The following is a 24,383-nucleotide window of genomic DNA, read 5'->3' as shown; positions in this document are numbered from 1 at the left end:
CCGTTTTTTCCCACTGCCATCGCAAGGAGCACACCATGGCCGAAACCCTGATCAAGGTCGATCTCAACCAGTCCCCCTACGACAACCCGCAGGTGCACAACCGCTGGCATCCCGACATCCCCATGGCGGTCTGGGTGGAGCCGGGCGCGGAGTTCAAGCTGGAGACCTATGACTGGACCGGCGGCGCCATCAAGAACGACGACAGCGCCGAAGACGTGCGCGACGTGGACCTGTCCACCGTCCACTTCCTGTCCGGCCCCGTGGGCGTCAAGGGCGCCGAGCCCGGCGACCTGCTGGTGGTGGACCTGCTGGACATCGGCGCGCGCGACGACAGCCTCTGGGGCTTCAACGGCTTTTTCTCCAAGCAAAACGGCGGCGGCTTCCTGGACGAGCATTTCCCGCTGGCCCAGAAGTCCATCTGGGACTTCCACGGCATGTTCACCAAGAGCCGCCACATCCCCGGCGTCAACTTCGCAGGCCTCATCCACCCGGGACTGATCGGCTGCCTGCCCGACCCCAAGATGCTGGCCAGCTGGAATGAGCGCGAGACCGGCCTCATCGCCACCGACCCCGACCGCATCCCCGGCCTGGCCAACCCGCCCAACGCCACCACCGCCCACATGGGCCAGATGCAGGGCGAGGCGCGCGACAAGGCCGCCGCCGAAGGCGCGCGCACCGTGCCGCCGCGCGAGCATGGCGGCAACTGCGACATCAAGGACCTCTCGCGCGGCTCGCGCGTGTTCTTCCCCGTCTACGTGGACGGCGCGGGCCTGAGCGTGGGCGACCTGCACTTCAGCCAGGGCGATGGCGAAATCACCTTCTGCGGCGCCATCGAGATGGCCGGATGGGTGCACATGAAGGTTTCGCTGATCAAGGGCGGCATGGCCAAGTACGGCATCAAGAACCCCATCTTCAAGCCCAGCCCCATGACGCCCAACTACAAGGACTACCTGATCTTCGAAGGCATCTCGGTGGACGAAAAGGGCAAGCAGCACTACCTGGACGTGACCGTGGCCTACCGCCAGGCCTGCCTGAACGCCATCGAGTACCTGAAGAAATTCGGCTACAGCGGTGCCCAGGCCTACTCGCTGCTGGGCACGGCGCCCGTGCAGGGCCACATCAGCGGCGTGGTGGACGTGCCCAATGCCTGCGCCACGCTGTGGCTGCCCACGGAGATCTTCGACTTCGACATCAATCCCACGGCCGAGGGACCACAGAAGATCATCACGGGCGGGGTGGACCTGCCCATCGCCCAGGACAAGTAAGCCCGGCATACGACACCCGCCATCCACCATCCGCCAGAGGCCGCCCATGCCCACCTATGACTACCACTGCGCCGCATGCGGCGGCTTCGACGCGCTGCGCAGCCTCTCGCAGCGCAACGAGCCCGCGCCCTGCCCCATCTGCGAGGCGGCCTCGCCCCGCGTCTTCGTCAGCGCGCCGCGCCTGGCCTGCACCAGCCCCGAGCAGCGCCGCGCCCACGACACCAACGAGCGCGCACGGCACGAGCCCAGGCGCTCACGCGATGTGGCCGAGGGCAGCTACGCGCGCATGCGCCACCCTTCGGGCTGCGGCTGCTGCAGCGGCGCCAGCAAGCGCGGCTCCACGGTCACGGCGCCCAACGGCGCCAAGACCTTCCCGACCAAGCGGCCCTGGATGATCAGCCACTGACCGCGGCCCCTGCGCCGCACCGATGCAAAAAAGGCCCGCGACGCGGGCCTTTGTCCTGCCTGGCCGTACCGCTCAGTGCACGGCGCCGATGAAGCCGGCCAGCTCCGGCGTCTGCGGGCTGGCGAACAGCTGCTTGGCCGGGCCGCTTTCGTGGATCAGGCCCTGGTGCATGAACACCAGCTGGTCGCCCACGTCGCGGGCAAAGCGCATCTCGTGCGTGACCATGATCAGCGTCATGCCCTCGGCGGCGAGCTGCTTGACCACGGCCAGCACCTCGTTGACCAGCTCCGGGTCCAGGGCCGAGGTGATCTCGTCGCACAGCAGCACCTTGGGCTGCATGGCCAGCGCGCGTGCAATCGCCACGCGCTGCTGCTGGCCGCCGCTGAGCTGGTCGGGGTAGCTGTCGTACTTGTCGCCCAGGCCGACCTTGGCCAGCATCTGGCGCGCCAGCGCCGCCGCCTCGGGCTTTTTCACGCCCTTGACCACGGTGGGCGACAGGGCCACGTTCTCGCCCGCCGTCAGGTGGGGGAACAGGTTGAACTGCTGGAAGACCATGCCCACGTTCAGGCGCAGCGCGCGCAGCTGGGCGGGCGAGGGCGCGCTGCCCTCCGAGCCCTTGAGCACGGCGTCGTCCACCACGATCTGGCCGGACTGGATGGCCTCCAGCCCGTTGATGGAGCGCAGCAGCGTGCTCTTGCCCGAGCCGCTGCGGCCGATGATGGCGACCACCTGGCCGCTGTCCACGCTCAGGTCCACGCCCTTGAGCACATGGTTGTTGCCGTAATGCTTGTGAACGGCGCGCACATCAACGAGCGGCATAGAGTTTCTTCTCCAGATGGGATGCGTAGAGGGACAGGGGCCAGCACAGCAGGAAGTAGCCTGCGGCGACCAGGCCGTAGATGAGGAAGGGCTGGAAGGTGGCGTTGGCCAGCATGGAGCCGAGCTTGGTCAGCTCGCTGAAGCCGATGATCGAGGCCACGGCCGTGCCCTTGATGATCTGCACCGAGAAGCCGACCGTGGGCGCTATCGACAGGCGCAGCGCCTGCGGCAGCACCACATGGCGCATCTGCTGCAGGTAGCCCATGGCCAGGCTGGACGAGGCTTCCCACTGGCCGTGGGGGATAGCCTCCACGCAGCCGCGCCAGACCTCGGCCAGGTAGGCGCTGGTGTACAGCGTCAGGCCGATGGCGGCCGCCGTCCAGGGCGAGATGTCCAGGCCGGCCATGGACGAGCCGAAGAACACGATGAACATCTGCATCAGCAGCGGCGTGTTCTGGAAAGCCTGGATATAGGCCTTGGCCAGGCGGCGCAGGTTCAGGCTGCGGCCCACGCGGGCGAACAGCACCAGCAATCCGGTGGCGCCGCCCAGCACGAAGGCCAGCAGCGACAGCGCCAGCGTGGCCAGCAGGCCCTCGGCCAGCTTGGCCAGGATGGGCAGCAGGGGAATGTCGGCAATCATGCGGCGTCTCCGGCAGTGGTTGCAGGTGCAGCGGGTGCAGCGGGTGCAGCGGGCCTGGCTGCACGCGGCGTGCGGCGGCCCACCACGAAGCGCTGGCCTATCCAGGCCAGCAACTGGCGCAGTGCCAGGGCCAGCACGAAGTACGCCGCCGTCACCACCAGGTAGGTCTCGAACGCACGGAAGTTGCGCGACTGGATGAAGTTGGCCGCAAACGTCAGGTCCTGGGCCGCGATCTGCGAGACCACCGAGGTGCCCAGCATCACGATCACGATCTGGCTGCTCAGCGAGGGCCAGACCCGCTGCAGCGCAGGGCGCAGCACCACATGGCGGAAGACCGCCCAGCGGCCCATGCCCAGCGCGCCAGCGGCTTCCAGCTGGCCGCGCGGCGTCTCCTGGATGCCGGCGCGCACGATCTCGGTGATGTAGGCGCCCAGGTTGATCACCGTGGTCAGCAGGCAGGCCTGCCATTCGTTGATCTGCACGCCCAGCGAAGGCAGGCCGAAGAACACGAACATCAGCTGCACCAGGAAGGGCGTGTTGCGTATGCCCTCCACGTACACCTTGAACAGCCAGTGCAGCGGCGCAATGCGCCAGGCGCGGCTGACGCCGCCGGCCACGCCGATGGCGCCGCCCAGCACGGCGCCCGCCGCCGTCAGCGCCAGCGTGAAGCCCGCGCCCTGTGCCAGCAGGCCGCTGTAGTCGAACACGGCGCCGAAGTCGAATTGATAGGCCATGGAAGGATTTCCGGGAACAGGGGCGCAGCGGTTACAGGGTGGCGGGCAGCGGCATCTTCATCCAGCGCTGGGACAGGCTGGTCAGGCGGCCGTCGGCCTTGAGCTTGGTGATGATGGCGTCCACCTTCTGCAGCAGCGCCGGCTCGCCCTTGGCCACGCCGATGTAGCAGGGCGTGTCCTCGACCGCGAACTTCACGTCCAGCTGGCGCAGCCTGGTGCGCTCGTTGACGGCGTTGGCCACGATGTTGCCCAGCGTCACCAGCTGCACCTGGCCCGTCAGGTAGCTTTGCGCGGTGGCGTTGTTGTCCTCGTAGCGCTTGATGGTGGCCGAGGCCGGCGCCACCTGCGTGAGGGCCAGGTCCTCGGTGGAGCCGCGCGTCACGCCCACGGTCTTGCCGGCCAGGTCGGCAGGGGCCTTTATGCTCATGTCCTTGGGGCCGTAGACGCTCTTGGGGAAGGGCGCATAGGCCTGGGTGAAGTCGATCACCTTGGCGCGCTCGGCGTTCTTGCCCAGGCTGGAGATGACGATGTCGGCCTTGCCCGTGGTCAGGAAGGGGATGCGGTTGGTGCTGGTCACGGGCACCAGCTCCACCTTCACGCCCAGCTCCTGGGCCACCAGGGCCGCCATGTCGATGTCATAGCCCTGCAGCTTCAGGTCGGTGCCCAGCGAGCCGAAGGGCGGGAAGTCCTGCGGAATCGCCACGCGCAGCACGCCGGCCTTCTGGATGTTGGCCAGCATGTCGGCATGGGCGGCGCCGCCCAGGCCGGCAGCGGCCAGGGTGGCGGCCGCCAGGGCGGTGCGGATGAATGCGCGGCGGGGTGTCAGGGGGGAAGTCATGCGAAAGCTCCTTCGGAAGGTGGGGTGAGGCGAAAGGAAAGCGGATCAGGGTCGGGCGCAGATGTATCGGGCGCAGATGCGTCGGGCGCCGTTGCATCGAGTGCCGTCGCGTCGGGCGCCGCCGCGTCGTCCGGTGTGTCGAGATCGATGCCGCTGCGCCTGGCCGCCGACAGCAGGTGGGCGCGCATGGCGCCCGCCGCACCCGGCGCATCGCCTGCGCAGACGGCCTGCACGATGGCGTCGTGCTCGCGCACCGGCTGGTCGTCGGCACCGCTCCAGGCAAAGGGCAGGCGCAGGCTGTGGCTGATGGCCAGCTCCAGCTGGCGCGCCATGGCCACCAGGCCCGGGTTGCCCGACAGCTGGGCCAGCAGCAGGTGGAACTGCAGATCGGCGTCGGCGGCGGCCAGCAGGTCGCTGCGGTCCAGGGCGTGGGCCAGCTGGGACTGGGTCCATTGCAGCTGGCGCAGGCCGCTGTCGTCGGCGCGCACGGCCGCCAGCGCGGCCCAGCCGGGCTCCAGCACCAGGCGCAGCTCGATCAGCTGGCGCGGCGACAGCGTGCCCAGCGCCGGGGTGGCATAGGCGCGGTGCATGCGTGCACGGCCGCTGTGCGGGCCGTTGATGCGCACGCCCTTGCCCGGCTGGATCTCGACCAGGCCCAGGGCCTCCAGCATGGACAGCGCCTCGCGCAGCGAAGCGCGGCTGATGCCCAGCTGCCGGGCCAGCTCGCGCTGCGGCGGCAGCTGGCTGCCGCCGGGGTAGTGGCCGCTCAGGATGTGCTGCTGCAGCGTCTGGGCCATCGAGATCGGAATGCTTTGCATGGGCTGGCGCGGGTGGAGGGTTTTGGCCTGACTGGTCAGACCACGTACCCAGCAGATAGCGAATTGCGTGCCAGATGAAAAAAAGGAGCGTTGTCCTCAGGCGCTGCAAAGAATCCGGGGCGATGGGGCATAGACAATCCGTCCCGAAGGCGCCGCCAGCGGCCCGCGCTGCCGCGCTTTGGTGCAGTGCCGCATGGCTTTGTGCAGGCCTGCCCCGAATGCGGGCGTAAAACCCGCACTGCAGGCCGCCGCCAGCCGCCGTAGAATCCCGGGCTTTGGCCCGAGGAGCGTTGCAGCGCGGCACCCGCCCATCCGTACACCGGATCGCGTGCCGCGTCAGGCTTGGGCCAGGTGCAGGTTCCCGGCCGGACCGCGCCCACGGTGCCAACGACGCTCACCTGTTGCCATGCCGTTTTTGCAGGTGAGCTTGATGTCGTCCTCTTTCACTCCCCCTCCCATGAAGCTGTCCGGCCTGGAGCCGGTGACCATCGGCGAGGGCACGCTGTTCGTCAACGTGGGCGAGCGCACCAACGTCACGGGTTCCAAGGCCTTTGCGCGCATGATCCTCAACGAGCAGTACGAGGAAGCGCTGTCCGTGGCGCGCCAGCAGGTGGAAAACGGCGCCCAGGTCATCGACGTGAACATGGACGAGGCCATGCTCGACAGCAAGGCCGCCATGGTGCGCTTCCTGAACCTCATCGCCTCCGAGCCCGACATCGCCAAGGTGCCGGTCATGGTGGACAGCTCCAAGTGGGAGGTCATCGAGGCCGGCCTGCGCTGCCTGCAGGGCAAGGGCATCGTCAACTCCATCTCCATGAAGGAAGGCCTGGATGAATTCAAGCGCCAGGCCCGGCTGATCAAGCGCTACGGCGCGGCCGCCGTGGTCATGGCCTTCGACGAGAAGGGCCAGGCCGACACCTACCAGCGCAAGATCGAGATCTGCGAGCGCGCCTACCGCATCCTGGTGGACGAGGTGGGCTTCCCGCCCGAGGACATCGTCTTCGACCCCAACATCTTCGCCGTGGCCACCGGCATCGAGGAACACGACAACTACGCCGTGGACTTCATCGAGGCCGTGCGCTGGATCAAGCAGAACCTGCCCGGCGCCAAGGTCTCGGGCGGCGTCTCCAACGTGAGCTTCAGCTTCCGCGGCAACGACCCCGTGCGCGAGGCCATCCACACCGTGTTCCTCTACCACGCCATCTCGGCGGGCATGGACATGGGCATCGTCAACGCCGGCATGGTCGGCGTCTATGACGACCTGGAGCCCGAACTGCGCGAGCGCGTGGAAGACGTGGTGCTCAACCGCCGCCCTGACGCTGCGGAACGCCTGCTGGAGATTGCCGACGCCGCCAAGGGCGCCGCCAAGGACGACAGCAAGAAGCTCGAATGGCGCGGCACGCCCGAGAACCCGAAGACCGTGGGCGAGCGCCTGTCGCACGCCCTGGTGCACGGCATCACCGACTTCATCGTCGTCGACACCGAAGAGGCCTACCAGCAGATCGTGGTGCAGGGCGGCGGCCGCCCGCTGCACGTGATCGAAGGCCCGCTCATGGACGGCATGAACATCGTGGGCGACCTGTTCGGCGCCGGCAAGATGTTCCTGCCCCAGGTGGTCAAGTCGGCGCGCGTGATGAAGCAGGCCGTGGCCCACCTCGTGCCCTACATCGAAGAGGAAAAGCGCCAGCAGGAAGCGGCGGGCCTGGACGTGTCCAGCAAGGGCAAGATCGTCATCGCCACCGTCAAGGGCGACGTGCACGACATCGGCAAGAACATCGTCACCGTGGTCCTGCAGTGCAACAACTTCGAGGTCATCAACATGGGCGTGATGGTGCCCTGCCACGAGATCCTGGCCAAGGCCAAGGCCGAGGGCGCAGACATCATCGGCCTGTCGGGCCTGATCACGCCCAGCCTCGAAGAGATGCAGTACGTCGCCGGCGAGATGCACAAGGACGACTACTTCCGCATCAAGAAGATTCCGCTGCTGATCGGCGGCGCCACCTGCTCGCGCGTGCACACCGCCGTCAAGATCGCGCCCAAGTACGAAGGCCCCGTGGTCTACGTGCCCGATGCCTCGCGCAGCGTCAGCGTGGCCCAGAGCCTGCTGGGCGAGAACAAGGGCAACTACCTGGCCGAGATCCAGGCCGACTACGACAAGGTCCGCACCCAGCACGCCAACAAGAAGAAGACGCCGCTGTGGCCGCTGGACAAGGCCCGCGCCAACGCCACGCCCGTGGACTTTTCCCAGGCCCCCGTGGCGCCGCGCGCCCTGGGCCGGCGCGTGTTCCGCAACTTCGACCTGGCCGAGATCGCCGAATACATCGACTGGGGCCCGTTCTTCCAGACCTGGGACCTGGCCGGCCCCTACCCGGCCATCCTCGACGACGAGATCGTGGGCGTGCAGGCCCGCCAGGTGCTGGCCGACGGCCAGGCCATGCTCAGGAAGATCATCGAAGGCCGCTGGCTGCAGGCCAACGGCGCCATCGGCCTGTTCCCTGCCAACCGCGTGGGCGATGACATCGAGTTCTACGCCGACGAGTCCCGCAGCCAGGTCCTGATGACCTGGTACGGCATGCGCCAGCAGACCGAAAAGCAGATGGTGGAAGGCCCGGATGGCCAGCCCGTGATGCGCCCCAGCCGCTGCCTGTCCGACTTCGTGGCCACCAAGGAATCGGGCATCCAGGACTACGCGGGCCTGTTCGCCGTCACGGCCGGCATCGGCGCCGAGAAGAAGGACAAGGAGTTCCAGGACGCGCTGGACGACTACTCCGGCATCATGTTCAAGGCCCTGGCCGACCGCCTGGCCGAGGCCTTCGCCGAATGCCTGCACCAGCGTGTGCGCAAGGACCTGTGGGGCTATGCGCCCGACGAGAACCTCAGCAACGAAGCGCTGATCAAGGAACAGTACAAGGGCGTGCGCCCCGCGCCCGGCTACCCGGCCTGCCCCGACCACAGCGCCAAGACCGACCTGTTCGCCGTGCTCAAGGCCGACGAGATCGGCATGACGCTGACCGAAAGCCTGGCCATGAACCCGGCCTCCAGCGTCAGCGGCTTCTACATTGGCCACCCCGACTCCGTCTACTTCAACGTCGGCGAGATCGGCGAGGACCAACTGGCCGACATGGCCGCGCGCCGGGGCATGGACATCGAGGAACTGCGCCGGTTGCTGGCGCCGAATCTCGCCTGATATTGGGTTGACCGCTGGCTTGGCTACGCCGGTCAGGCGTGCGATTTTTTGCTATTTTGGACAAAGGCATTCATCTTTGACTGGAATTGCGGACAGGGCGTGCCAGCGGCGCAGGCAGTCGATCAGAAGTCGCGTTGACCAACCGTGCTTGCGCACATCCGCCGCCGCCCGCAGCACACGCCGTTGCCAGGCCAGTCCGAGGATGTGATCCGGCTGAGCGTTCACGCGCGCGCCGATGCTGCGGGGGCCAGGATGCCCTACAAGGGCCCGGTGCACGCCAGCCGAACCCGCACCTCCTTGTTGGCGACCAGGGCCGGATCGGTCGCAAGGACGAGTTTTCTCTCTCCCCCGCTGCCCAGGTCGATCAGGCCTTCCTGCAGTACCTGCCGGACGCCCCCTCGGTTCACGCTGCTCGTGTAGGTCGCCAGAGCCGAAAGGCATCCGCACTCGCCAATCGATTTGCGCAGTTGAACACGGGTGTTCGCCCACACCACGTTGGACTCTGTGGAAGTCTTCGTCGCCGTGATCGACACGCAGGCTGAAAGATCGTTCTGAAACGTTATCTGGTCGGCATGGGCGGCAAAGGCGGATCCGCCAAACAAGGCAGACCATATTAAAAATCGAGCCATGCTATGCACGTGTGCCTCCGTTTGTCACTCTTGCCGGGACGTAATTGACTTTCAGAATGAAATAGCTACGTGAACTGGACTTCGCCTTCGACCGAAGAATCGGGAAGAATCTATGCTCAACCTCAATACATCCGTGGCTGAAGCCTTTGGTTGAATCATGCAGATAAAAGCCGCTGCGAACGGGGTTGCAAGCGATGCGCGTTTGAGTGTCGGCGGGCTCCATCCGCGCCCGGTTCTGCCCCCAGTTTGCCCAATAGGCTTCGCAGCTTCCGGCGGCAGCTCCGCGTGGAATCGTCTGGACTCCCCATCCGGGAGACAGGTTGCATCTTCCCGCACCGTCATCCTTCGCCGCCCCACGATCGGTGACGAGCACCTTGTACACCCCCTCCGGAATTGGTCCGCTGTCTTTGATGCACTGATTTTCTGGCATCTGAAAACCTGGAAGTCCTGTCGTTGCCTTGAAGCTACCGGAGCCATTCCATGTCAGCTTCTGCCCATCAAACTCCATATCTGGTATCACAAACTGTCCCTCCAATTTTCTAAAGTCGCATCAATCGAGTTTCTCGGTAGCCACGGTTTGATGCCATCCAGATTCATAAGCTTCATCTGGATCAGAGATCGGGGCAGCTTAATGCGCTTATTGCCTCGGAGGCAAGTTGGAGGGAAAGTGTTTTTGCGACATGCTGTAACGATCTTGTATACCAATTCGCTGCAATCGCATTCAGGTATACCTGATTGCCATGGATGAGGTCGCCTGAATATGCCCACTGCCAGGGACCAAAAAAACAAGGCGCACGAGGCGCCTTGTCATGGGTCAGCGGGATGGGAGTTTCAGAGCCCGATTTCCTTGTTGTACGCCTTGCGCGCCGCCACGGCCGTGTCCGTGAAGTCGGTGAACACGCCGTCGATGCCCAGGCGGTAGTAGGCCAGGTATTCCTGCACGGGGTCGCCCTTGTACAGGCCTGCCAGGCGGCCCGGCTCGTTGCGGAAGGTGAAGCTGTGCACGATCAGGCCGGCCTTGTGGGCGTCGCGGATCAGGCCCGTGTCCTTGACGGTGTTCACGTCCTTGAGGCCGGCGCCGTCCTTGTAGGGCACGACGGAGTGGGCCAGGACCTGGGGCTTCCAGGGGCCGATGCCGTCGGCATAGGTCTTGATCTCGGCCAGGCCTGCGGGCGTGAGCATGGTGGCGAAGGTGCGCGCGTCGCCGGCCAGGGTCCAGCTGTAGGGGCGGCCGCTGATGAAGGTCCATTCATCGTTGGTGATGTAGACCATGGAGCCGTCGCGCAGATTGAAGTCGTTGCCGTCGATCAGCTGCACGCCCTTGGCCTTCATGCCGGCCTGGCGCAGGTACTTGAGGCTGGCCGGGTCGAAGCTCTGGATGTAGATGGGCGAATCCTTGGCGTTGAGCTTGTTCTGGTCCAGCAGCTTGATCACCGCGTCTTCAAACGGGCGCGAGCCGGGCGCGCCGCAGCCGTTGGCGATCGCCTGCTGGTTGTTCCAGTACGGGTTCTTGGTCTCGGCGTAGACGGGGATGGTGCGGCCCAGGGCCTTGCCCTTGGCGGCGGCGATGTCCAGCACGTCCTGGGCGCTGATCAGGGGCAGCTTGCCGTTCCACTCGGTGGGGCGCTCGCTGCGGTTGTCCAGGATCGTGCCGCCCAGCCAGCTGCGCAGCTCCTGCATCGTGAAGTCGCTGATGGACCAGTCGTTGCGGTGGTCCTCGCCATCGACCACCAGGGCCTTGAGCACGGACTTGGGATCGTTGGCATCGAGCTGGTCGCTCAGGTATTGCGAGGGGCCGTTGGCAGGCACGGCGGGGTACTTCACGTTGACCAGCACGCCGGCCGCAGTGCGCTGGCGGCGCGCCACTTCGGCATTGGTCTTGGCCACGTCGGCCACGTTGGTGCTGTCGCTGAGCCAGGCGTTGTGGCGGGCGACCAGCTGGCAGTCCTTCGTCAGGTGCATGTCGAGTTCGAGCATGTCCGCGCCCGCGTCGGCGGCGGCCTCGTAGGCCATGCGCGTCTGCTCCGGGAACTTGCCCGAGAAGCCGCGGTGGGCGATCACCTGGGGCTGCTTTCCGTCGAGCGTGAGGTAGAACGAGCCGCCGTCGCCGCCGCAGGCCGTGAGGACTGCAGCCGCGCACAGGGACGCGAGCAGGGGAGTGCGGGAAAAGGACATAGGACGTTGGGTCATATCCGAAGCAGTGGTGGGTTGATGAACGGCGCGCAATGCGCCAGCTCAGCAGCGTATGCAGTCAGCCGTGTCGGCACCATGACAGTGCGCCCCGTAGGGCCCGGATTGGCGTTTTAGCGACGGTCGGTGGAAATTTGCCGACCCTCCGACACAGGGTTATCCCCCGAACAGGGGCGCCAGCGTGGCACGCAGGCGGTCGCCGGCGTCGGGCGCCTCGCTCGGGCGGATCTCCAGCGAACGCTCCACCGTGCCGATGTGCTCCAGCAGCAGGGCCTTGGCGCCCTCGGTGTCGCCGCGCTCCAGGGCCTCGACGATGCGCTCGTGCTCGGCGCAGGACTGGCTGGCGCTGTGGGTGGACTGGAACAATGTGGCCGCCAGCGTGGTGCGCGCCGTGAGGTCGCGCAGGGTGAGCGCCAGCAGCCGGTGCCCCATCTGCTCGGCCAGGCAGACGTGGAAGTCGGCCAGCAGGAAGGCGCGCGTGGCGGCGTCGGCGCCCGCAATGGCCTCCTGCTCCTGGGCGATGTGGCGGCGCAGCTGGCCGATCACGCTTTGCAGGGGGCGCCCGGCCTCGCCCAGGATGCCGGTCTCGATGATGCGGCGCGCCGCGAAGGCGTCCTGCGCCTCCTCGGCCGAGGGCTGGACCACGTACCAGCCGCGCCGGGGCTGCACCTGCACGAAGCCGCGCGCCTGCAGCTGCATCAGCGCCTCGCGCACCATGGTGCGGCTGACCTCGAAGTTGTCGGCCAGTTCCTGCTCCCCCAGCCGTTCGCCGGGCGCCAGTTTCTGGGCCAGGATGGCTTCGACGACGCGCTCGGCGATGTGCTGGGGGCTTACAGGTGTCATTGCGTTGCAGGGTGGGCAGGAGTCACGGTTGCGGGGACGGCGGCGGCGCCGGAGGGCTCGGCGTCGGGCCCCTGATTGTCGGCCAGGCCGTCGAGCACGGCATGGGCGCGCTCGCGGTCGATGTCACCTTCCCAGGCCGCGATGGCCACCGTGGCCACGCAGTTGCCGATCAGGTTGCCCAGCGCGCGGGCAATGCCCATGAACCAGTCCACCGACAGCACCAGCACCAGGCCGATGGCGGGGATGGCCGGAATCGCATGCAGCGTGGCCGCCAGCACCACGATGGCCGAGCCCGGCACGCCGTGGGCGCCCTTGGAGGTCACCAGCGCAATCGCCAGGATGGTCAGCAGGTCGGCCATGCCGATGGGCGTGTTCGTGGCCTGGGCGATGAACACGGCCGCCAGCGTGATGTAGATGGAGAAGGCGTCCAGGTTGAACGAGTAGCCCGTGGGAATCACCAGGCCCACGGTGGAGTCGCGCACGCCCAGGTTGCGCAGCTTGGCCATGATCTGGGGCAGCACGCTGTCCGAGGAGGTGGTGGCGAAGACCACCATCAGCTCCTCGCGCAGGTAGCGCAGCAGCTTGATCAGGCTGAAGCCCGAAAAGCGCATCACCAGGCCCAGCACCACGAAGACGAAGAAGATCACGGCCACGTAGAACAGCAGCACCAGCATGCCCAGCTGCTTGAGCGAGCCTATGCCGTACTGGCCCACGGTGAAGGCGATGGCGCCCAGCACGCCCAGCGGCGCCAGCTTGATGAGGATGCCCATGATCTTGAACAGCACGTTCGACAGCGTGTCGATCAGCGCATGCACGGGCGCGCCGCGCTCGCCCAGCATGGTCAGCGCGCAGCCGAACAGCACGGCGAACAGCAGCACCTGCAGCACGTCGCCCGTGGCAAAGGCCTGCACCACGGTGGTGGGGATAAGCTTCATCAGGAAGTCCACCGTGCCGCCACTGGTCAGCTTGTCGGCGTTGCTGGCATAGGCGCTCATGGCCGAGGCGTCGAGCTTGCTCGGGTCCACGTTCATGCCCGCGCCGGGCTGGAACACGAAGGCCAGCACCAGGCCCAGCACCAGGGCGATGGTGGTCAGCACCTCGAAGTAGATCAGCGACTTGACGCCGACCCGGCCCACGCGCTTGAGGTCGCCCGCGCCCGCGATGCCGTGCACCACCACGCAGAACACCAGCACGGGAATGATCATCTTGATGAGCTTGATGAAGCCATCGCCCAGGGGCTTGAGTTTCACGGCCCATTCAGGGGCCAATATTCCGGCGAGCACACCCAGGATGAGTGCGATCACCACCTGTCCGAACAGTGATCTGGCAAAGCGGCGCATAGTCGTCTTTCGCAAGTTGTGGAATCTTGTATGCAAGTGGCTCTGCAACTTGCATGCAAGAATGTAGACAAGCGAAACGCGTGCCAGCAGAGGGTATTCCCTGCGGATTTGCGGCACTCCAGAGAAGTTCAGCCCTGACTTTTTCTGCATGAAATCGGCAGATGCGGGCGGGCCTCCCCGCCGTGGTGCAGGGCGGGGGCCGGCATGCCCGCGCATGGTGCGCGCGGCGTGCGGCAAGGCTGCGCAGGCCCCGTGCCGGGGCATGCGCGAGGGCGGCGCAGGGCGCGCCGCCCGGGGGGATCAGCGCAGGTTGCGCTCCATCGCGCGGTCCTTGATGAAGAAGGCCGCCAGCAGGCCCAGCGTCACGCCGAACATCACATAGAAGGCCGGCGCCATGGGCGAGCCCGTGGAGCGGATCAGCCAGGTCACGATGAACTGCGCGAAGCCGCCGAAGATCATCACGGCCACGTTGTAGGCCATGGACATGCCGGCCGAACGCACCTGGGGCGGGAACAGCTCGGCCATCACCGTGCTGAACACGCCGAAGAACACGGCCACGAACACGCAGACCACCAGCTGGGTGATGAGCAGCTTCTGCACCGTGGGGCCGTCGGTCAGCCAGGCATACAGCGGGTAGAGCACCACCAGGTAGCCGATCAGCGAGCCGATGGTCAGCATGCGGCGGCCCACGCGGTCCGACAGGGCGCCGAAGAACGGCATGATCACCACCATCAGCGCGGCACCGGCCATCTGCACCATGAAGGCATCGCGCATGGGCAGCTTCAGCGTCACCGTGGCATAGGTCACCAGATAGGTGAAGGTGATGTAGATGGACACCGTGGCCGTGACCACCAGGCCCATGCCCACCAGCGTCTCGCGCGCATGCGTGCGCAGCATCTCCATGATGCCGATCTGGCGCGCCTTGCCGCTGGCCTGCGCGGCCTGCATTTCCTTGAAGACCTCGGGCTCCTCCACATGGCGGCGGATGTACAGCGCCACGGGAACGATCAGCAGGCCCACGGCGAAGGGCACGCGCCAGGCCCAGGCCATCAGTTCCTCCTCGGTGAAGATCTCGGTGATCAGCGTGCCCGTGGCCGCGCCGATCAGCAGGGCCAGCATCTGGCCGGCCATCTGCCAGGAACCATAGAAGCCGCGCTTGCCGGGCGGTGCCAGCTCGATCAGCAGTGCCGTGGACGTGCCGAACTCGCCGCCGGCCGCAAAGCCCTGCAGCAGCCGTGCCAGCACGATGAACAGCGGCGCCAGGATGCCCACGGCCGCATACGTGGGCGCCAGCGTGATCAGCGCGATGGCCACGGCCATCAGGCCGGTCACCATCACCATGGCCGCCTTGCGGCCCTTGCGGTCCCCGTACAGGCCCAGCAGGATGCCGCCCACGGGCCGCATGAAGAAGCCCACGCCGAACACGGCCGTGGTCATCAGGATGCGGTTGATGTTGTCGTCCGGATTGTCGGGATTGCTGGGGAAGAACAGCTTGGCGACGATGGGTGTCATGAAGGCGAACACCAGGAAGTCATACCACTCCAGCGCGTTGCCGATGACGGCAGCCACGATGTTGCGGGTCGAGACGGTTTGCTTGGTCAAAGCAGGGTCCATTTCCGAAAAGGGATTGAAAAGACGGCAGTCACGCCCGGGGCATGGGTCGGCGTGCCTGCCCGGGCCGCAACCCGGGCGTACACTGCTTCGCCATATGCAATGCCTATGCCATGGCCTGCGTCGTCCACGAAGGGCGGCGCAGGCCATGGCGCAGATGGAACCACATGACTACCTGGAAAAACACCCGCGACTGGCTGGAAACACTGGTCGCATTCGACACCACCAGCCGCAACTCCAACCTGGCGCTGATCGAGTGTGTACGCGATGAGTTGGCCACGCTGGGCGTGAGTGCCCGATTGTTCCACTCTCCGGACGGCGCCAAGGCCAATCTCTTCGCCACTTTGCCGGCCAGCAATGGCGAAACGCAGGGTGGCATCGTGCTGTCCGGCCATACCGACGTGGTGCCGGTCGATGGCCAGCAGTGGAGCACCAACCCCTTTGCGCTCACCGAAAAGGGCGGGCGCCTCTATGGTCGCGGCAGCTGCGACATGAAGGGCTTCATCGCCGCCTCGCTGGCGCTGGTGCCCGAATTCCTGGCCACGCAGCGCGCCAGGCCCGTGCACCTGGCCTTCTCGTACGACGAGGAAATCGGCTGCGCGGGCGCGCCCGTGATGATCAACCAGCTCAAGGCCGAGGGCGCGCGCTTCGACGGCTGCGTGGTCGGCGAGCCCACCAGCATGCAGGTCGTGGTGGCGCACAAGGGCATCAACCTCTACCGCTGCCGCGTGCACGGCAAGGCCGCGCATTCGTCACTCACGCCGCGCGGCAGCAATGCCATCGAATACGCGGCGCGGCTGATCTGTCGCATCCGGGACATCGCCGACCACTTCAAGGCGCACGGCCCCTACGACGAATTCTTCGACGTGCCCTTCACCACCATGACCACCAACCAGATCCAGGGCGGCATCGCGGTCAACACCATCCCCGAGCTGTGCGAATTCGCCTATGAATTCCGCAACCTGCCCGGCATGTCGGTGGACGGCATCCAGGCCCAGGTCGAGTCCTATGTGCGCGACGAACTGCTGCCGCGCATGCGCGCCGAGTTCGCCGACGCGCGCATCGAGATCGAGACCGGCGCCAGCGCGCCCGCGCTGGAAGCCTCGGAAGAAGCCGCCATCACCCAGCTGGTGCGCGCGCTGACCGCCGACCAGGAAAAGCGCAAGGTGGCCTACGGCACCGAGGCCGGCCTGTTCCACAACGCCGGCATTCCCACCGTGGTCTGCGGCCCCGGCTCCATCGAGCAGGCGCACAAGCCCGACGAGTTCGTCGAGCTGGCCCAGCTCGACGCCTGCGAGCGCTTCCTCAGCAAAATGGGCACGAGTCTGTGATCACGCCCTGAGTCGCTTCGCGCCTTCCCCCTCTCTTCGGAGGGGGGCGTACGGGCAGCCGGCGACACCCTTGCTGCGGGGCGGCGCGGCCGGCGTAGGCCCTTGCTCGGTGTCCCTCGCCTTGGGGGCGCGGGAGTTTCGAGGTCAAGCTCAAGAAATCTCGTCTTGCCCCGCTCAGCGCACAGGAATGGCGATGGGCCGCAGCGGCGCGGCGTCGCCGCCGCGGATCTTGAGCGGGCCGCCGATGAAGGCGAACTCGTAGACCTTGTCGCGCGACAGATCGTCCAGCGCCACCAGCTCCATGATGGGCACGCCCTTTTGCGCCAGCAGGTAGCTGTGCAGCGGTACGTAGTCGTCGTCCACCTCGGACGGGAACGTCTCCAGGCTCAGGTTGTCGGCGCCCACGATCATGGCGCCGCCTTCCTCCACCAGGAAGCGCGCGGCATCCAGGCCCAGGCCCGGCGGCTTGGCCATGTAGGCCTGGGGCTGGCCGTACAGCTTCATGCGGCCCGTGCGCACCAGCACGATGTCGCCCTCCTGCAGCGTCACCTTCTGGCGTGCCAGCGCATCCTTGAGGTCCTGGCGCGTGATGCGGTACTGGTCGGGCAGCATCTCCAGGCCCTTGGCGGCCGCCACGTCGATCAGCACGCCGCGCGCCACCAGCGGCGGGAATTTCTCTATGCCCGTGCGCTGCCAGCCCCGGTCGCCCAGGTGCTGGTCTGCGCTGAAGCCGTTCCAGATCCTGCCGCGGATGCCGAAGTGGTTGAGCGCATCGATGTGCGTGCCCGTGTGGCTGTACATGGAAAACGCCGTGCCCGTGTAGCTGCGCGTGGCGTTCATGTCCTTGCCCACGTTCATCGGGTCGTCCACCACGGTGCCGCGCGGCGTGTGCGTCATCCAGAACTGGTAGTGAGGATCGCCCGCGTCCTGCCAGCTGGGCATGCCCACGTAGTACTCGGTGGCCAGGTCATAGACCTGCCCGCCCGTGATGCGCTGCAGGATGGCCGCGCGCGAGGCCGGCGTGATCAGGTTCAGGCGGCCGATCTCGTCGGCCGGCCCCCAGGGGCTGGTGCCCACGTCCTGGCGTGCGCCGGCCGGGGGCTCGTGGCCGCCATGGGCCTGGGCCGCGGTGCCCGCGAAGGCGGCGGCCAGGGCGATCTCGAGAGAGTGCAGCGCCATGCGGCGAGCGAAGCGTTGGAGAGTCATGCAAGAGTCCTTGGTCTGCTGAAAGAGGGCGCGCATGCCGCGCGCAAGGGAAGGCGGAAAACGCCGATGAAAAAAAGCAAAGACGGGGGCGCTCAGGCCGCCAGGAAGTGCAGGCGTTCGCGCAGCGCAGCCAGCGACTGGGTCTGCAGCGGCGGCAGGCCCGGCGCGATCAGCGTGGGAATGGAGCGCAGGCCCATGCGCTGTGCCAGAGCGCGGTCCTGGCGCACCTGCTCCAGCGCCTGGGCGCCTTCCATGCAGCCTGCGAAGGCGTTGCGCTCGAAGCCCGTGCGCGTGGCGATGTCCAGCAGCACTTCGGCGTCGCCGATGTTGCGGTGCTCGCTCATGTGGGCATGCTGGATGGCGTCGAACAGATCCCAGTGCGCGTCATCGCCGCCCAGGATCTGGGCCGCCTGGCAGGCCAGTGCGCCGGCCATGCCGCTGGGGTACTCGAAGGCCTCGCGGCGCATGCCCTCGATGTCGATGCGGTCCTCGTCGTCATGCTGCGCGCAGGCCTGCCAGTGCTCCAGGATGACCTGCTTGGCGCGCTCCATGGAGCCGAAGGCCGCCACCATCTCGGCGCGCGAGGCCTGCAGCACGAAGCTGCGGTGGCGCACGCGCAGGCCCAGCTCGCGCGCCACCTGGCGCAGGCGTGGCGACATCACGTAGCACCAGCCGCAGACCACGTCATGGAAGAAGTCGATGGCGGGGGCGACCGCGGGCGCCGCAGCAGGCGCCGCCTGCAGGGCCTGCTGCGGCGAGGCGGCCGCCGCATCCTGCGCGGGCAGGGCGCAGGAAAAATCATTGCATTGCGTCATGCTTGTGTCCTTCATGGCTGTGATGGACGGCAAGCGTAGGCCGCAGGCCCGGCGCGAAAAAGGGGCGCGCGCTTGAGGAACTCTTAACGCGGCGTCAACAATCCTCGCCCATGGCGGCAGGCAGCTCCTCGGCCAGAAAGTCCACGAAGGCGCGCACCTTGGGCAGCAGGTGGCGCTGCGTGGGATAGACCGCGTAGACATGGCGGGCCTGCGCGGCCTGGTCCGCAAGGTCCAGTGCGACCAGCTGGCCTGCCGCAATCGCCGGCCGCGCCAGGAACGAGGGCAGGGCGCCAATGCCCAGGCCCGCCACCAGCAGGTCGCGCAGCATCAGGCTGTTGTTGACGTTGGCGCGCGCCTCGGACGGCGCCTGGGGGCTCTCGCCCGCTTCGCGGGGCGCATGCGCCAGGCTGTAGTTCAGCAGCGCATGGCCGCGCAGCCCGGCGGCACTGGCCGGGCGGCCATGCGCCTGCAGATAGGACGGGGCCGCGCACAGCATCTGCGACAGCGAGGCCAGGCGCCGCGCGATCAGCGAGGAGTCCGCCAGCTCCGCGCTCAGGCGGATGGACACATCGAAGCCCTGGCCCACCGCATCCACCAGCCGGTCTTCCATGGACAGGTCGATCTGCAGCTGCGGATGGCGCTGCATGAAGCGCGCCAGCAGCGGCGACAGCGTGCTCAGCGCAAACGACAGCGGCGCATTCACGCGCAGCCGGCCGGTCACCTGCTGCGACTGCGCGCGCACCGACTGCTCCAGCGCATCGAATTCATCGAGCAGGCGGCAGCACTCGGCGTAGTAGGCCTGGCCCGTGTCGGTCAGGCTCATGCGGCGCGTGGTGCGCTGCAGCAGCACGGCGCCCAGATGGGCTTCGAGCGCGCGCAGCTGCTTGCTCAGCGCGGCCGAGGACAGCTCCAGCGCGTCGGCCGCCTTGGCGATGGAGCCCAGTTCTACGATGCGCCGGAAGGCGCGCAAGGGGGTCAGCGTATCCATGGGGAAAAAGCAAAGAGTGGCGCGCAGCGTAGCAGGCCGCTCGGGTTTGCCGGGGCATGCCTGCGGGGGCAGGGGCGACAATCGCCAGGTACGGCGCGCCCGCCGCGCCTCTTTGTCTTCACCGAATCTGTCCATCCCATGCCCCAGACCACTCCCGCCTGCCCCCAGTGCGGCCTTGAAAACACCTATCCCGATGCCACCAGCTACATCTGCCCCGACTGCGCCTTCGAATGGCCCATGCAGGCCGAAGAAGAGTCCGGCGAAGCCGCCGCTGGTGACGGCATCGTGCGCGACGCCAACGGCAATGCGCTGGCCGACGGCGATGCCGTGATCCTGGTCAAGGACCTCAAGGTCAAGGGCTCGTCCACCGTGCTCAAGAAGGGCAGCAAGATCAAGGGCATCCGCCTGGTCGATGGCGCCGACGGCCACAACGTGGACTGCAAGACCGAACTGGGCTCCATGCTGCTCAAGTCGGAGTTCCTCAAGAAGGCCTGAGCATGCTGGCGCTGTCGCTTGCGGTATCGGCGGTCCTCGGGCTGCTGGCGCTGTGGGTGTTTGCGCCCCTGTTCATTGCGCTGACCGCTGGCGCGGTGGTGGCCCTGCTGCTGCTGGCACTGGCCGGCCGTACGGGTCTCACGGGTCTCACGGGCCGCACCGCGCGCACCCTTCCCGTGGCGGGCTGGTGGGCCGTTGCGCTGTGCGCCGGCGCGGCCTGCGTGGCCATGCTGGTGCTGCTGCCCGACCGGCTCGATGGCGCGCCCTTCCTCGCCTTCGGCATGGGCCTGCTGGCGGCCACCTGCGCGGGGGCGCTGGTCTGGTTGACAGGCTGGCTGATCGCCGGGCGGCAGCCTGTGCCGGTGTCCTGGTGGACCGGCTCGGCCCTGGCCGGCCTGGGCGCCTTCCTCGCCCTGCTGCTGGGCGGCCCCGACACGGCGGGCTGGATGGCCTGGCGCGACCAGCTGCGCGGCTACGAGGCCGTGCCACTGCGCATCACGCTGGCCGAAGCGCCCACGGCGCAGCGCGAGCAGGCCCTGGCCGAACTGCTGCAGCCCTTGCTGGAGCAGGGCAGCCGTGCCGTCCGCCATCGCCAGTCCACGCGCTTCGGCAACTCGGTAGAGCATGCCGTGGTGCCCGCCCGCTGGCGCATCGATGGCAGGCTGCTGGAGATCATGCTGGCCGAGAAACCGCCCGCGCCCCTGCTCAGTGCCCATGTCGCTTTGCTGGAGCAGTTCGCCGCCAGCGGCCCCGCCCAGGCGGGCCAGGCACCGTCCTGGCTGATGCTGGCCAGCGCCCAATGCCTGCCGCCGCCGCGCCTGCGCGAGCTGTCGCGCCTGCTGGGCCAGGGCAGCGAGCTGCTGGCCCGCGCGCGGCGCTGCACGCAGCAGCGCTCGGCGCAATTGCAGCGCCTGTGGCCGCTGCTGGCCGGCAGCGTCGAGCGCGTGGAGGTGGGCGAGGCGCGGCGCTTTCATCCGTGGCTCGGCCTGCAGCGCTGGAAGGCTGTGGCACCTACCGACAATCCGGAACCCTAGGCGGGCTCCACGTCCTTCCACTGGCCGGGCTCCAGGCCGTCCAGCGTGTAGGGCCCGATGGCCGCGCGCACCAGCCGCAGCGTGGGGTGGCCAATGGCCGCCGTCATGCGGCGCACCTGGCGGTTGCGGCCTTCGCGGATGACCAGTTCGATCCAGCAGTCGGGAATGTTCTGGCGCACGCGGATGGGCGGGTCGCGCTGCCACAGCACGGGCGGCGGCTCCAGCCGGCGGGCCTGCGCGGGCAGCGTCATGCCGTCGTTGAGCTGCACGCCCTGGCGCAGGGCCTGCAGCGCGGCCTCGTCGGGCAGTCCCTCGACCTGTACCCAGTAGGTCTTCTCCATCTTGAAGCGCGGATCGGCGATGCGCGCCTGCAGCGGGCCGTCATTGGTCAGCAGCAGCAGTCCTTCGCTGTCGGCGTCGAGCCGGCCTGCCGCATGCACGCCCGGCACGTCGATGTATTCCTTGAGGCCACGCCAGCGGCCCTCGGGGGTGAACTGGCTGAGTACACCGTAGGGCTTGTTGAGGCACAGCAGGCGTGAGGGGCCGGTGTCGGGCCGGTCGGCGAAGGCGGGGCGCGCGCGCAGGGCCGGGCGTGGAGGGGGGCGGTTTCTGGGGTGCATGGGCCTAGTGATTGTCGTTGGTGTGGGCGCTTCAGGCAGGTCGGCGATGTGCACGGGTCGGGATGATTTTTTGCCCCTGCCGGGTGGTTGTTTTTCGAGGCCGGGTCTCGGCCCGGCAGCCGACTGCCCTTTCTTGATTCGCCAAGAAAGGTCAGATCAAAGAAGGCGACCCGGATGTCCGCGACCCCTTCGCTTCGCTGCGGGGCAACCTGCGTCGTGGCGGTTGCGGGGTTCGCCGTGAAACTCACTTCGCGCTGCGCGCTACGTTCAAACAATCACGGCGAGTCAGATGACGAAGCAGTCCTGTCCTGCGGCAGGACTGCAACCCCGCAACCGCCACGGCGCAGGCGCTGACATACGGGGAGTGGGTGCGGGCCTTCGCTGCGCTCGGCCTGGAGTGCTGGGGCGCTTGCCCTCTTGAAAGCCTCTATCATCGCGGTAGCCCCCTGTTCCGGGGCCGGTGCGTAAGAACACCCAAAACGAAGCGGTGCGGCCTCGCCGTCAAGGAGGCCTTGTCACGTCTGATTTCCGGAGCGTGGGCGCAAGCCTGCGTTCCTGCGGTTACGGACGGGATGGGGCTACCCGCAAGGGCGTCCGCACGGCTTCGTTCGTGTTCTTAACATCCCGTCCACCTGTCTGTGCGTAAGAACACGGGCCGGTGGTTTTTGTTCTCACGAAGGAGTACGAAACCATGCACGGCATTTCTTCTTTTGCATTCCCCTCTGCCACCCAAGCGCCTCACTCTCGCGCATCTGCCATGGGAAGGGTGGCGCCATGAGTACCGCTTCCACAACCCTGACCCAGCCCACGCCGCAGCAGTTGAGCCATGCCGTGACCGAAATCGGCCGGCTGACGCTGCAGGGCAGCAGCGAGGTGTACTCGCTGGGCCAGCTGGCGCTGGCCTGGCTGGAGCGGCCCGAGGGCTACCGCAATCTGGAGGTGGTGGCCAATGCGCTGCAGGACATTTGCGGGGCTGCGCAGCGGATGGAGGAACTGGTGGAGGACGAGGTCAACCACGTGCATTGCCTGCAGGAAGACCCGGCGTATCTGCGGCGAATGGCGGCTGCTGCGGCGGCGTTTCAGCGCTGATTCAGGCTTTCTTGTGACAGGCCTGCCGAGGCATTGCGCCCCGGGTTTCGGTAAATCACTTCTAAGATTTGTGAATCTAGATGTATGTAGTCTGCATGGGTGTGTGCACAGACCGTGATTCACTGAGACTTTTGATGACCCAGAGAATTCCTGTCATGGGATATTGTTCCGTAAACCAGCGGCAGTCCCCCTATTCGCCACCGGCCTGTCCATCCTTGTTTAGGAATGTTTGGTAGATCAGATATGGAATCAACGAAACTACCAGCCACCACCAGCTAGATTGTATGTAGGCCAGAACCCAGCAAGTCCAGGCGAATATTACGGCACACCAACCAAAAATGATCGAAAAGCGAGGAATTTTCATTAGGGTGCCTTCACGCCACTGAAACCCCATCGGACGTACACAACATAAGGCAGGATACGTACGGTGCCGGCAGGTGTTGGTAGATAGATGGGGATTTTAGCGGGTTCTTTGATCATTAAGTTCAGCGGGCGACCGAGTCTTGCCATGTATACGCCGGGTCCGAAGAGCCCATTCAGACCAAATTTGCTGGAATTGATGACGCCTGTACCAGCGATGCCTGCAGCGCCTGCCTTGGTGGTGAAGTGTGTCAAACTTCTTGGCAGCGCTGCAAAGCCATATCCAGCCGTACTCAATACTGCTGCTGTGGTAGGTGCAACCTCAGGGGTCCACAGCGCAGCGAATGCTCCTGGTACGTGTGCTAGCGGGGCCAAAGGGCTCTGCGATTGCGTTGCAACATCGGCCCAGTATTGGGTAGCTTCATCTGCCGCCTGCGTGGATTGCACGTAGAGTTGGCATAGTTTGAGCATTAGCCGGTTGAGGGTATTCTTATCGGAGATGTTGAAGGATTCTTTCCCTCCTCCCACACTGCAGGTAATTATTGTGCTTGCCATATCTGATGATTAACTTATAGTTAATGTTGCATAAATGGTTGTCTTGTTTTTCGATAAAGATTCATGCGAATCATCCTGGTTGCCCAGTCTCTTGAATTTTCCCGTTATTTCCCATCCGCTTCCCTGGGCACATAAGACCTGTAGATAACCCAAGTCTTTTCTGATGGTGGGTTTTTTGCTTATTGCGCAAATTTCACCCTTTTTTATAGTAAAGGCGATCGTCAAGGGATGGTCGTTTGTAGTGTAGACGTACAAATCTTCTGTTGCCTCCCATTGCCCTGTAGGTGTGTATTCCTCGGGGTTGCTGCATGCGCTCAGTACGGTGGCAACGCAGGCTGTTGTACATGTTGAAAGAGCTTTTAGCAGTTTGCGGCAGGGATCGCGCTGCATATGTCCGTTGAGCAATTGCTGGACAGTGAACACGTCTTTGGGATGATTCATTGCCGCCCGCCCCACGGGGCCGGAAATTCTTGCAGTTGTTGCCATGGTCTCCCTCGGGTATGGACGCCGGCCGGCTGAAGCCGGCTCTCACGTTGAGGAAGATGCTATGCAAGGCCCTGGTGCAATGGA

At 66.3% G+C, this 24,383-nt stretch carries 22 protein-coding genes and 1 riboswitch; of the genes, 7 read left to right on the top strand and 15 right to left on the bottom strand.

Annotated elements, in window-relative coordinates; genetic code table 11:
* Window positions 1–35: 35 nt before the first annotated feature.
* The gene (gene fmdA / locus AC5I49_RS08815) at window positions 36–1,265 is read left to right on the top strand and encodes a formamidase (protein WP_012202164.1); all 1,230 of its coding nucleotides are present in this window, start codon (window positions 36–38) and stop codon (window positions 1,263–1,265) included.
* 46 nt (window positions 1,266–1,311) lie between these two features.
* A complete protein-coding gene (locus tag AC5I49_RS08810; protein WP_016452169.1) occupies window positions 1,312–1,671 on the top strand; it encodes an FmdB family zinc ribbon protein in 360 nt (119 codons plus the stop codon).
* Window positions 1,672–1,743: 72 nt separating this feature from the next.
* On the opposite strand, the gene AC5I49_RS08805 is transcribed toward AC5I49_RS08810, so the two are convergent.
* From AC5I49_RS08805 to AC5I49_RS08785, 5 genes are read right to left on the bottom strand one after another with little or no spacing between them, the layout of a single operon-like run.
* Complete coding sequence (locus tag AC5I49_RS08805; protein ID WP_016448706.1) at window positions 1,744–2,490, bottom strand: amino acid ABC transporter ATP-binding protein; 747 nt, start codon at window positions 2,488–2,490, stop codon at window positions 1,744–1,746.
* Window positions 2,477–3,130: an amino acid ABC transporter permease gene (locus tag AC5I49_RS08800; protein WP_209670548.1), complete on the bottom strand. Its 654-nt coding sequence runs from the start codon at window positions 3,128–3,130 to the stop codon at window positions 2,477–2,479. The genes AC5I49_RS08805 and AC5I49_RS08800 overlap by 14 nt, the downstream gene beginning before the upstream one ends.
* Complete coding sequence (locus AC5I49_RS08795) at window positions 3,127–3,864, bottom strand: amino acid ABC transporter permease (RefSeq protein WP_209801397.1); 738 nt, start codon at window positions 3,862–3,864, stop codon at window positions 3,127–3,129. Before AC5I49_RS08795 ends, AC5I49_RS08800 begins: the two co-directional genes overlap by 4 nt.
* Window positions 3,865–3,895: 31 nt before the next feature.
* Window positions 3,896–4,702 carry a transporter substrate-binding domain-containing protein gene (locus tag AC5I49_RS08790; RefSeq protein WP_016452167.1) on the bottom strand — a complete coding sequence of 269 codons (807 nt, stop codon included), beginning with the start codon at window positions 4,700–4,702 and terminating at the stop codon, window positions 3,896–3,898.
* A complete protein-coding gene (locus AC5I49_RS08785) occupies window positions 4,699–5,520 on the bottom strand; it encodes a FadR/GntR family transcriptional regulator (RefSeq protein WP_313283981.1) in 822 nt (273 codons plus the stop codon). The genes AC5I49_RS08790 and AC5I49_RS08785 overlap by 4 nt, the downstream gene beginning before the upstream one ends.
* A gap of 276 nt (window positions 5,521–5,796) precedes the next feature.
* A riboswitch (S-adenosyl-L-homocysteine riboswitch) is annotated at window positions 5,797–5,923 on the top strand.
* A 27-nt stretch (window positions 5,924–5,950) separates the two neighbouring features.
* Between AC5I49_RS08785 and metH the strand changes: the two genes are divergently transcribed.
* Window positions 5,951–8,707, top strand: a complete 2,757-nt coding sequence (gene metH, locus AC5I49_RS08780; RefSeq protein WP_495789199.1) for a methionine synthase — start codon at window positions 5,951–5,953, stop codon at window positions 8,705–8,707.
* A gap of 257 nt (window positions 8,708–8,964) precedes the next feature.
* Here metH and AC5I49_RS08775 read toward each other — a convergent pair whose 3' ends face one another.
* The 5 genes from AC5I49_RS08775 to AC5I49_RS08755 form a co-directional block, all read right to left on the bottom strand.
* The gene (locus tag AC5I49_RS08775; protein WP_026062624.1) at window positions 8,965–9,336 is read right to left on the bottom strand and encodes a DUF2195 family protein; all 372 of its coding nucleotides are present in this window, start codon (window positions 9,334–9,336) and stop codon (window positions 8,965–8,967) included.
* Between the two features lie 831 nt (window positions 9,337–10,167).
* Window positions 10,168–11,511 (bottom strand): glycerophosphodiester phosphodiesterase family protein, encoded by a 1,344-nt coding sequence (locus tag AC5I49_RS08770; protein WP_046984423.1) that lies wholly within the window; start codon window positions 11,509–11,511, stop codon window positions 10,168–10,170.
* A gap of 171 nt (window positions 11,512–11,682) precedes the next feature.
* Window positions 11,683–12,369: a GntR family transcriptional regulator gene (locus tag AC5I49_RS08765; RefSeq protein ID WP_016448699.1), complete on the bottom strand. Its 687-nt coding sequence runs from the start codon at window positions 12,367–12,369 to the stop codon at window positions 11,683–11,685.
* A complete protein-coding gene (locus AC5I49_RS08760; protein ID WP_047471266.1) occupies window positions 12,366–13,709 on the bottom strand; it encodes a C4-dicarboxylate transporter DctA in 1,344 nt (447 codons plus the stop codon). Before AC5I49_RS08760 ends, AC5I49_RS08765 begins: the two co-directional genes overlap by 4 nt.
* A gap of 300 nt (window positions 13,710–14,009) precedes the next feature.
* Window positions 14,010–15,323, bottom strand: a complete 1,314-nt coding sequence (locus AC5I49_RS08755) for an MFS transporter (protein WP_016448697.1) — start codon at window positions 15,321–15,323, stop codon at window positions 14,010–14,012.
* Window positions 15,324–15,487: 164 nt separating this feature from the next.
* Between AC5I49_RS08755 and argE the strand changes: the two genes are divergently transcribed.
* Window positions 15,488–16,651, top strand: a complete 1,164-nt coding sequence (gene argE, locus AC5I49_RS08750) for an acetylornithine deacetylase (protein ID WP_046984422.1) — start codon at window positions 15,488–15,490, stop codon at window positions 16,649–16,651.
* Between the two features lie 174 nt (window positions 16,652–16,825).
* On the opposite strand, the gene AC5I49_RS08745 is transcribed toward argE, so the two are convergent.
* The 3 genes from AC5I49_RS08745 to AC5I49_RS08735 all read right to left on the bottom strand — a co-directional run bounded on the left by AC5I49_RS08745 (window position 16,826) and on the right by AC5I49_RS08735 (window position 19,660).
* Entirely contained in the window at window positions 16,826–17,857 is a 1,032-nt protein-coding gene (locus AC5I49_RS08745) for a cyclase family protein (RefSeq protein WP_495789198.1), read from the bottom strand.
* A gap of 92 nt (window positions 17,858–17,949) precedes the next feature.
* Complete coding sequence (locus AC5I49_RS08740) at window positions 17,950–18,672, bottom strand: DsbA family oxidoreductase (RefSeq protein ID WP_016448694.1); 723 nt, start codon at window positions 18,670–18,672, stop codon at window positions 17,950–17,952.
* A 94-nt stretch (window positions 18,673–18,766) separates the two neighbouring features.
* Window positions 18,767–19,660 (bottom strand): LysR family transcriptional regulator, encoded by an 894-nt coding sequence (locus tag AC5I49_RS08735; protein ID WP_495789197.1) that lies wholly within the window; start codon window positions 19,658–19,660, stop codon window positions 18,767–18,769.
* Between the two features lie 138 nt (window positions 19,661–19,798).
* Between AC5I49_RS08735 and AC5I49_RS08730 the strand changes: the two genes are divergently transcribed.
* Window positions 19,799–20,155 (top strand): zinc ribbon domain-containing protein YjdM, encoded by a 357-nt coding sequence (locus AC5I49_RS08730; RefSeq protein ID WP_013800120.1) that lies wholly within the window; start codon window positions 19,799–19,801, stop codon window positions 20,153–20,155.
* 2 nt (window positions 20,156–20,157) lie between these two features.
* Window positions 20,158–21,189 carry a hypothetical protein gene (locus AC5I49_RS08725; protein WP_495789196.1) on the top strand — a complete coding sequence of 344 codons (1,032 nt, stop codon included), beginning with the start codon at window positions 20,158–20,160 and terminating at the stop codon, window positions 21,187–21,189.
* On the opposite strand, the gene AC5I49_RS08720 is transcribed toward AC5I49_RS08725, so the two are convergent.
* The gene (locus AC5I49_RS08720; RefSeq protein WP_495789195.1) at window positions 21,186–21,809 is read right to left on the bottom strand and encodes a pseudouridine synthase; all 624 of its coding nucleotides are present in this window, start codon (window positions 21,807–21,809) and stop codon (window positions 21,186–21,188) included. The genes AC5I49_RS08725 and AC5I49_RS08720 overlap by 4 nt on opposite strands.
* 774 nt (window positions 21,810–22,583) lie before the next feature.
* On the opposite strand from AC5I49_RS08720, the gene AC5I49_RS08715 reads away from it, so the two are divergent.
* Entirely contained in the window at window positions 22,584–22,898 is a 315-nt protein-coding gene (locus AC5I49_RS08715) for a hypothetical protein (RefSeq protein WP_495789194.1), read from the top strand.
* 924 nt (window positions 22,899–23,822) lie between these two features.
* Here AC5I49_RS08715 and AC5I49_RS08710 read toward each other — a convergent pair.
* Window positions 23,823–24,299, bottom strand: a complete 477-nt coding sequence (locus AC5I49_RS08710; RefSeq protein ID WP_155524845.1) for a hypothetical protein — start codon at window positions 24,297–24,299, stop codon at window positions 23,823–23,825.
* Window positions 24,300–24,383: the final 84 nt, after the last annotated feature.

It is taken from the genome of Delftia sp., from assembly GCF_059499305.1.
Note: the sequence above shows the minus strand (reverse complement) of the source record. Positions and strands in the feature narration are given on the sequence as shown.

What these genes read in the sequence shown, in the direction of transcription:
- AC5I49_RS08760 (WP_047471266.1), bottom strand. Translation starts at nt 13,709, where the DNA reads ATGCGCCGCTTTGCCAGATCACTGTTCGGACAGGTGGTGATCGCACTC.
- AC5I49_RS08710 (WP_155524845.1), bottom strand. Translation starts at nt 24,299, where the DNA reads ATGGCAACAACTGCAAGAATTTCCGGCCCCGTGGGGCGGGCGGCAATG.
- AC5I49_RS08745 (WP_495789198.1), bottom strand. Translation starts at nt 17,857, where the DNA reads ATGACTCTCCAACGCTTCGCTCGCCGCATGGCGCTGCACTCTCTCGAG.
- metH (WP_495789199.1), top strand. Translation starts at nt 5,951, where the DNA reads ATGTCGTCCTCTTTCACTCCCCCTCCCATGAAGCTGTCCGGCCTGGAG.
- fmdA (WP_012202164.1), top strand. Translation starts at nt 36, where the DNA reads ATGGCCGAAACCCTGATCAAGGTCGATCTCAACCAGTCCCCCTACGAC.
- AC5I49_RS08810 (WP_016452169.1), top strand. Translation starts at nt 1,312, where the DNA reads ATGCCCACCTATGACTACCACTGCGCCGCATGCGGCGGCTTCGACGCG.
- AC5I49_RS08755 (WP_016448697.1), bottom strand. Translation starts at nt 15,323, where the DNA reads ATGGACCCTGCTTTGACCAAGCAAACCGTCTCGACCCGCAACATCGTG.
- AC5I49_RS08740 (WP_016448694.1), bottom strand. Translation starts at nt 18,672, where the DNA reads ATGACGCAATGCAATGATTTTTCCTGCGCCCTGCCCGCGCAGGATGCG.
- AC5I49_RS08730 (WP_013800120.1), top strand. Translation starts at nt 19,799, where the DNA reads ATGCCCCAGACCACTCCCGCCTGCCCCCAGTGCGGCCTTGAAAACACC.
- AC5I49_RS08765 (WP_016448699.1), bottom strand. Translation starts at nt 12,369, where the DNA reads ATGACACCTGTAAGCCCCCAGCACATCGCCGAGCGCGTCGTCGAAGCC.
- AC5I49_RS08770 (WP_046984423.1), bottom strand. Translation starts at nt 11,511, where the DNA reads ATGTCCTTTTCCCGCACTCCCCTGCTCGCGTCCCTGTGCGCGGCTGCA.
- AC5I49_RS08775 (WP_026062624.1), bottom strand. Translation starts at nt 9,336, where the DNA reads ATGGCTCGATTTTTAATATGGTCTGCCTTGTTTGGCGGATCCGCCTTT.
- AC5I49_RS08715 (WP_495789194.1), top strand. Translation starts at nt 22,584, where the DNA reads ATGAGTACCGCTTCCACAACCCTGACCCAGCCCACGCCGCAGCAGTTG.
- AC5I49_RS08805 (WP_016448706.1), bottom strand. Translation starts at nt 2,490, where the DNA reads ATGCCGCTCGTTGATGTGCGCGCCGTTCACAAGCATTACGGCAACAAC.
- AC5I49_RS08795 (WP_209801397.1), bottom strand. Translation starts at nt 3,864, where the DNA reads ATGGCCTATCAATTCGACTTCGGCGCCGTGTTCGACTACAGCGGCCTG.
- AC5I49_RS08735 (WP_495789197.1), bottom strand. Translation starts at nt 19,660, where the DNA reads ATGGATACGCTGACCCCCTTGCGCGCCTTCCGGCGCATCGTAGAACTG.
- AC5I49_RS08720 (WP_495789195.1), bottom strand. Translation starts at nt 21,809, where the DNA reads ATGCACCCCAGAAACCGCCCCCCTCCACGCCCGGCCCTGCGCGCGCGC.
- AC5I49_RS08785 (WP_313283981.1), bottom strand. Translation starts at nt 5,520, where the DNA reads ATGCAAAGCATTCCGATCTCGATGGCCCAGACGCTGCAGCAGCACATC.
- argE (WP_046984422.1), top strand. Translation starts at nt 15,488, where the DNA reads ATGACTACCTGGAAAAACACCCGCGACTGGCTGGAAACACTGGTCGCA.
- AC5I49_RS08800 (WP_209670548.1), bottom strand. Translation starts at nt 3,130, where the DNA reads ATGATTGCCGACATTCCCCTGCTGCCCATCCTGGCCAAGCTGGCCGAG.
- AC5I49_RS08790 (WP_016452167.1), bottom strand. Translation starts at nt 4,702, where the DNA reads ATGACTTCCCCCCTGACACCCCGCCGCGCATTCATCCGCACCGCCCTG.
- AC5I49_RS08725 (WP_495789196.1), top strand. Translation starts at nt 20,158, where the DNA reads ATGCTGGCGCTGTCGCTTGCGGTATCGGCGGTCCTCGGGCTGCTGGCG.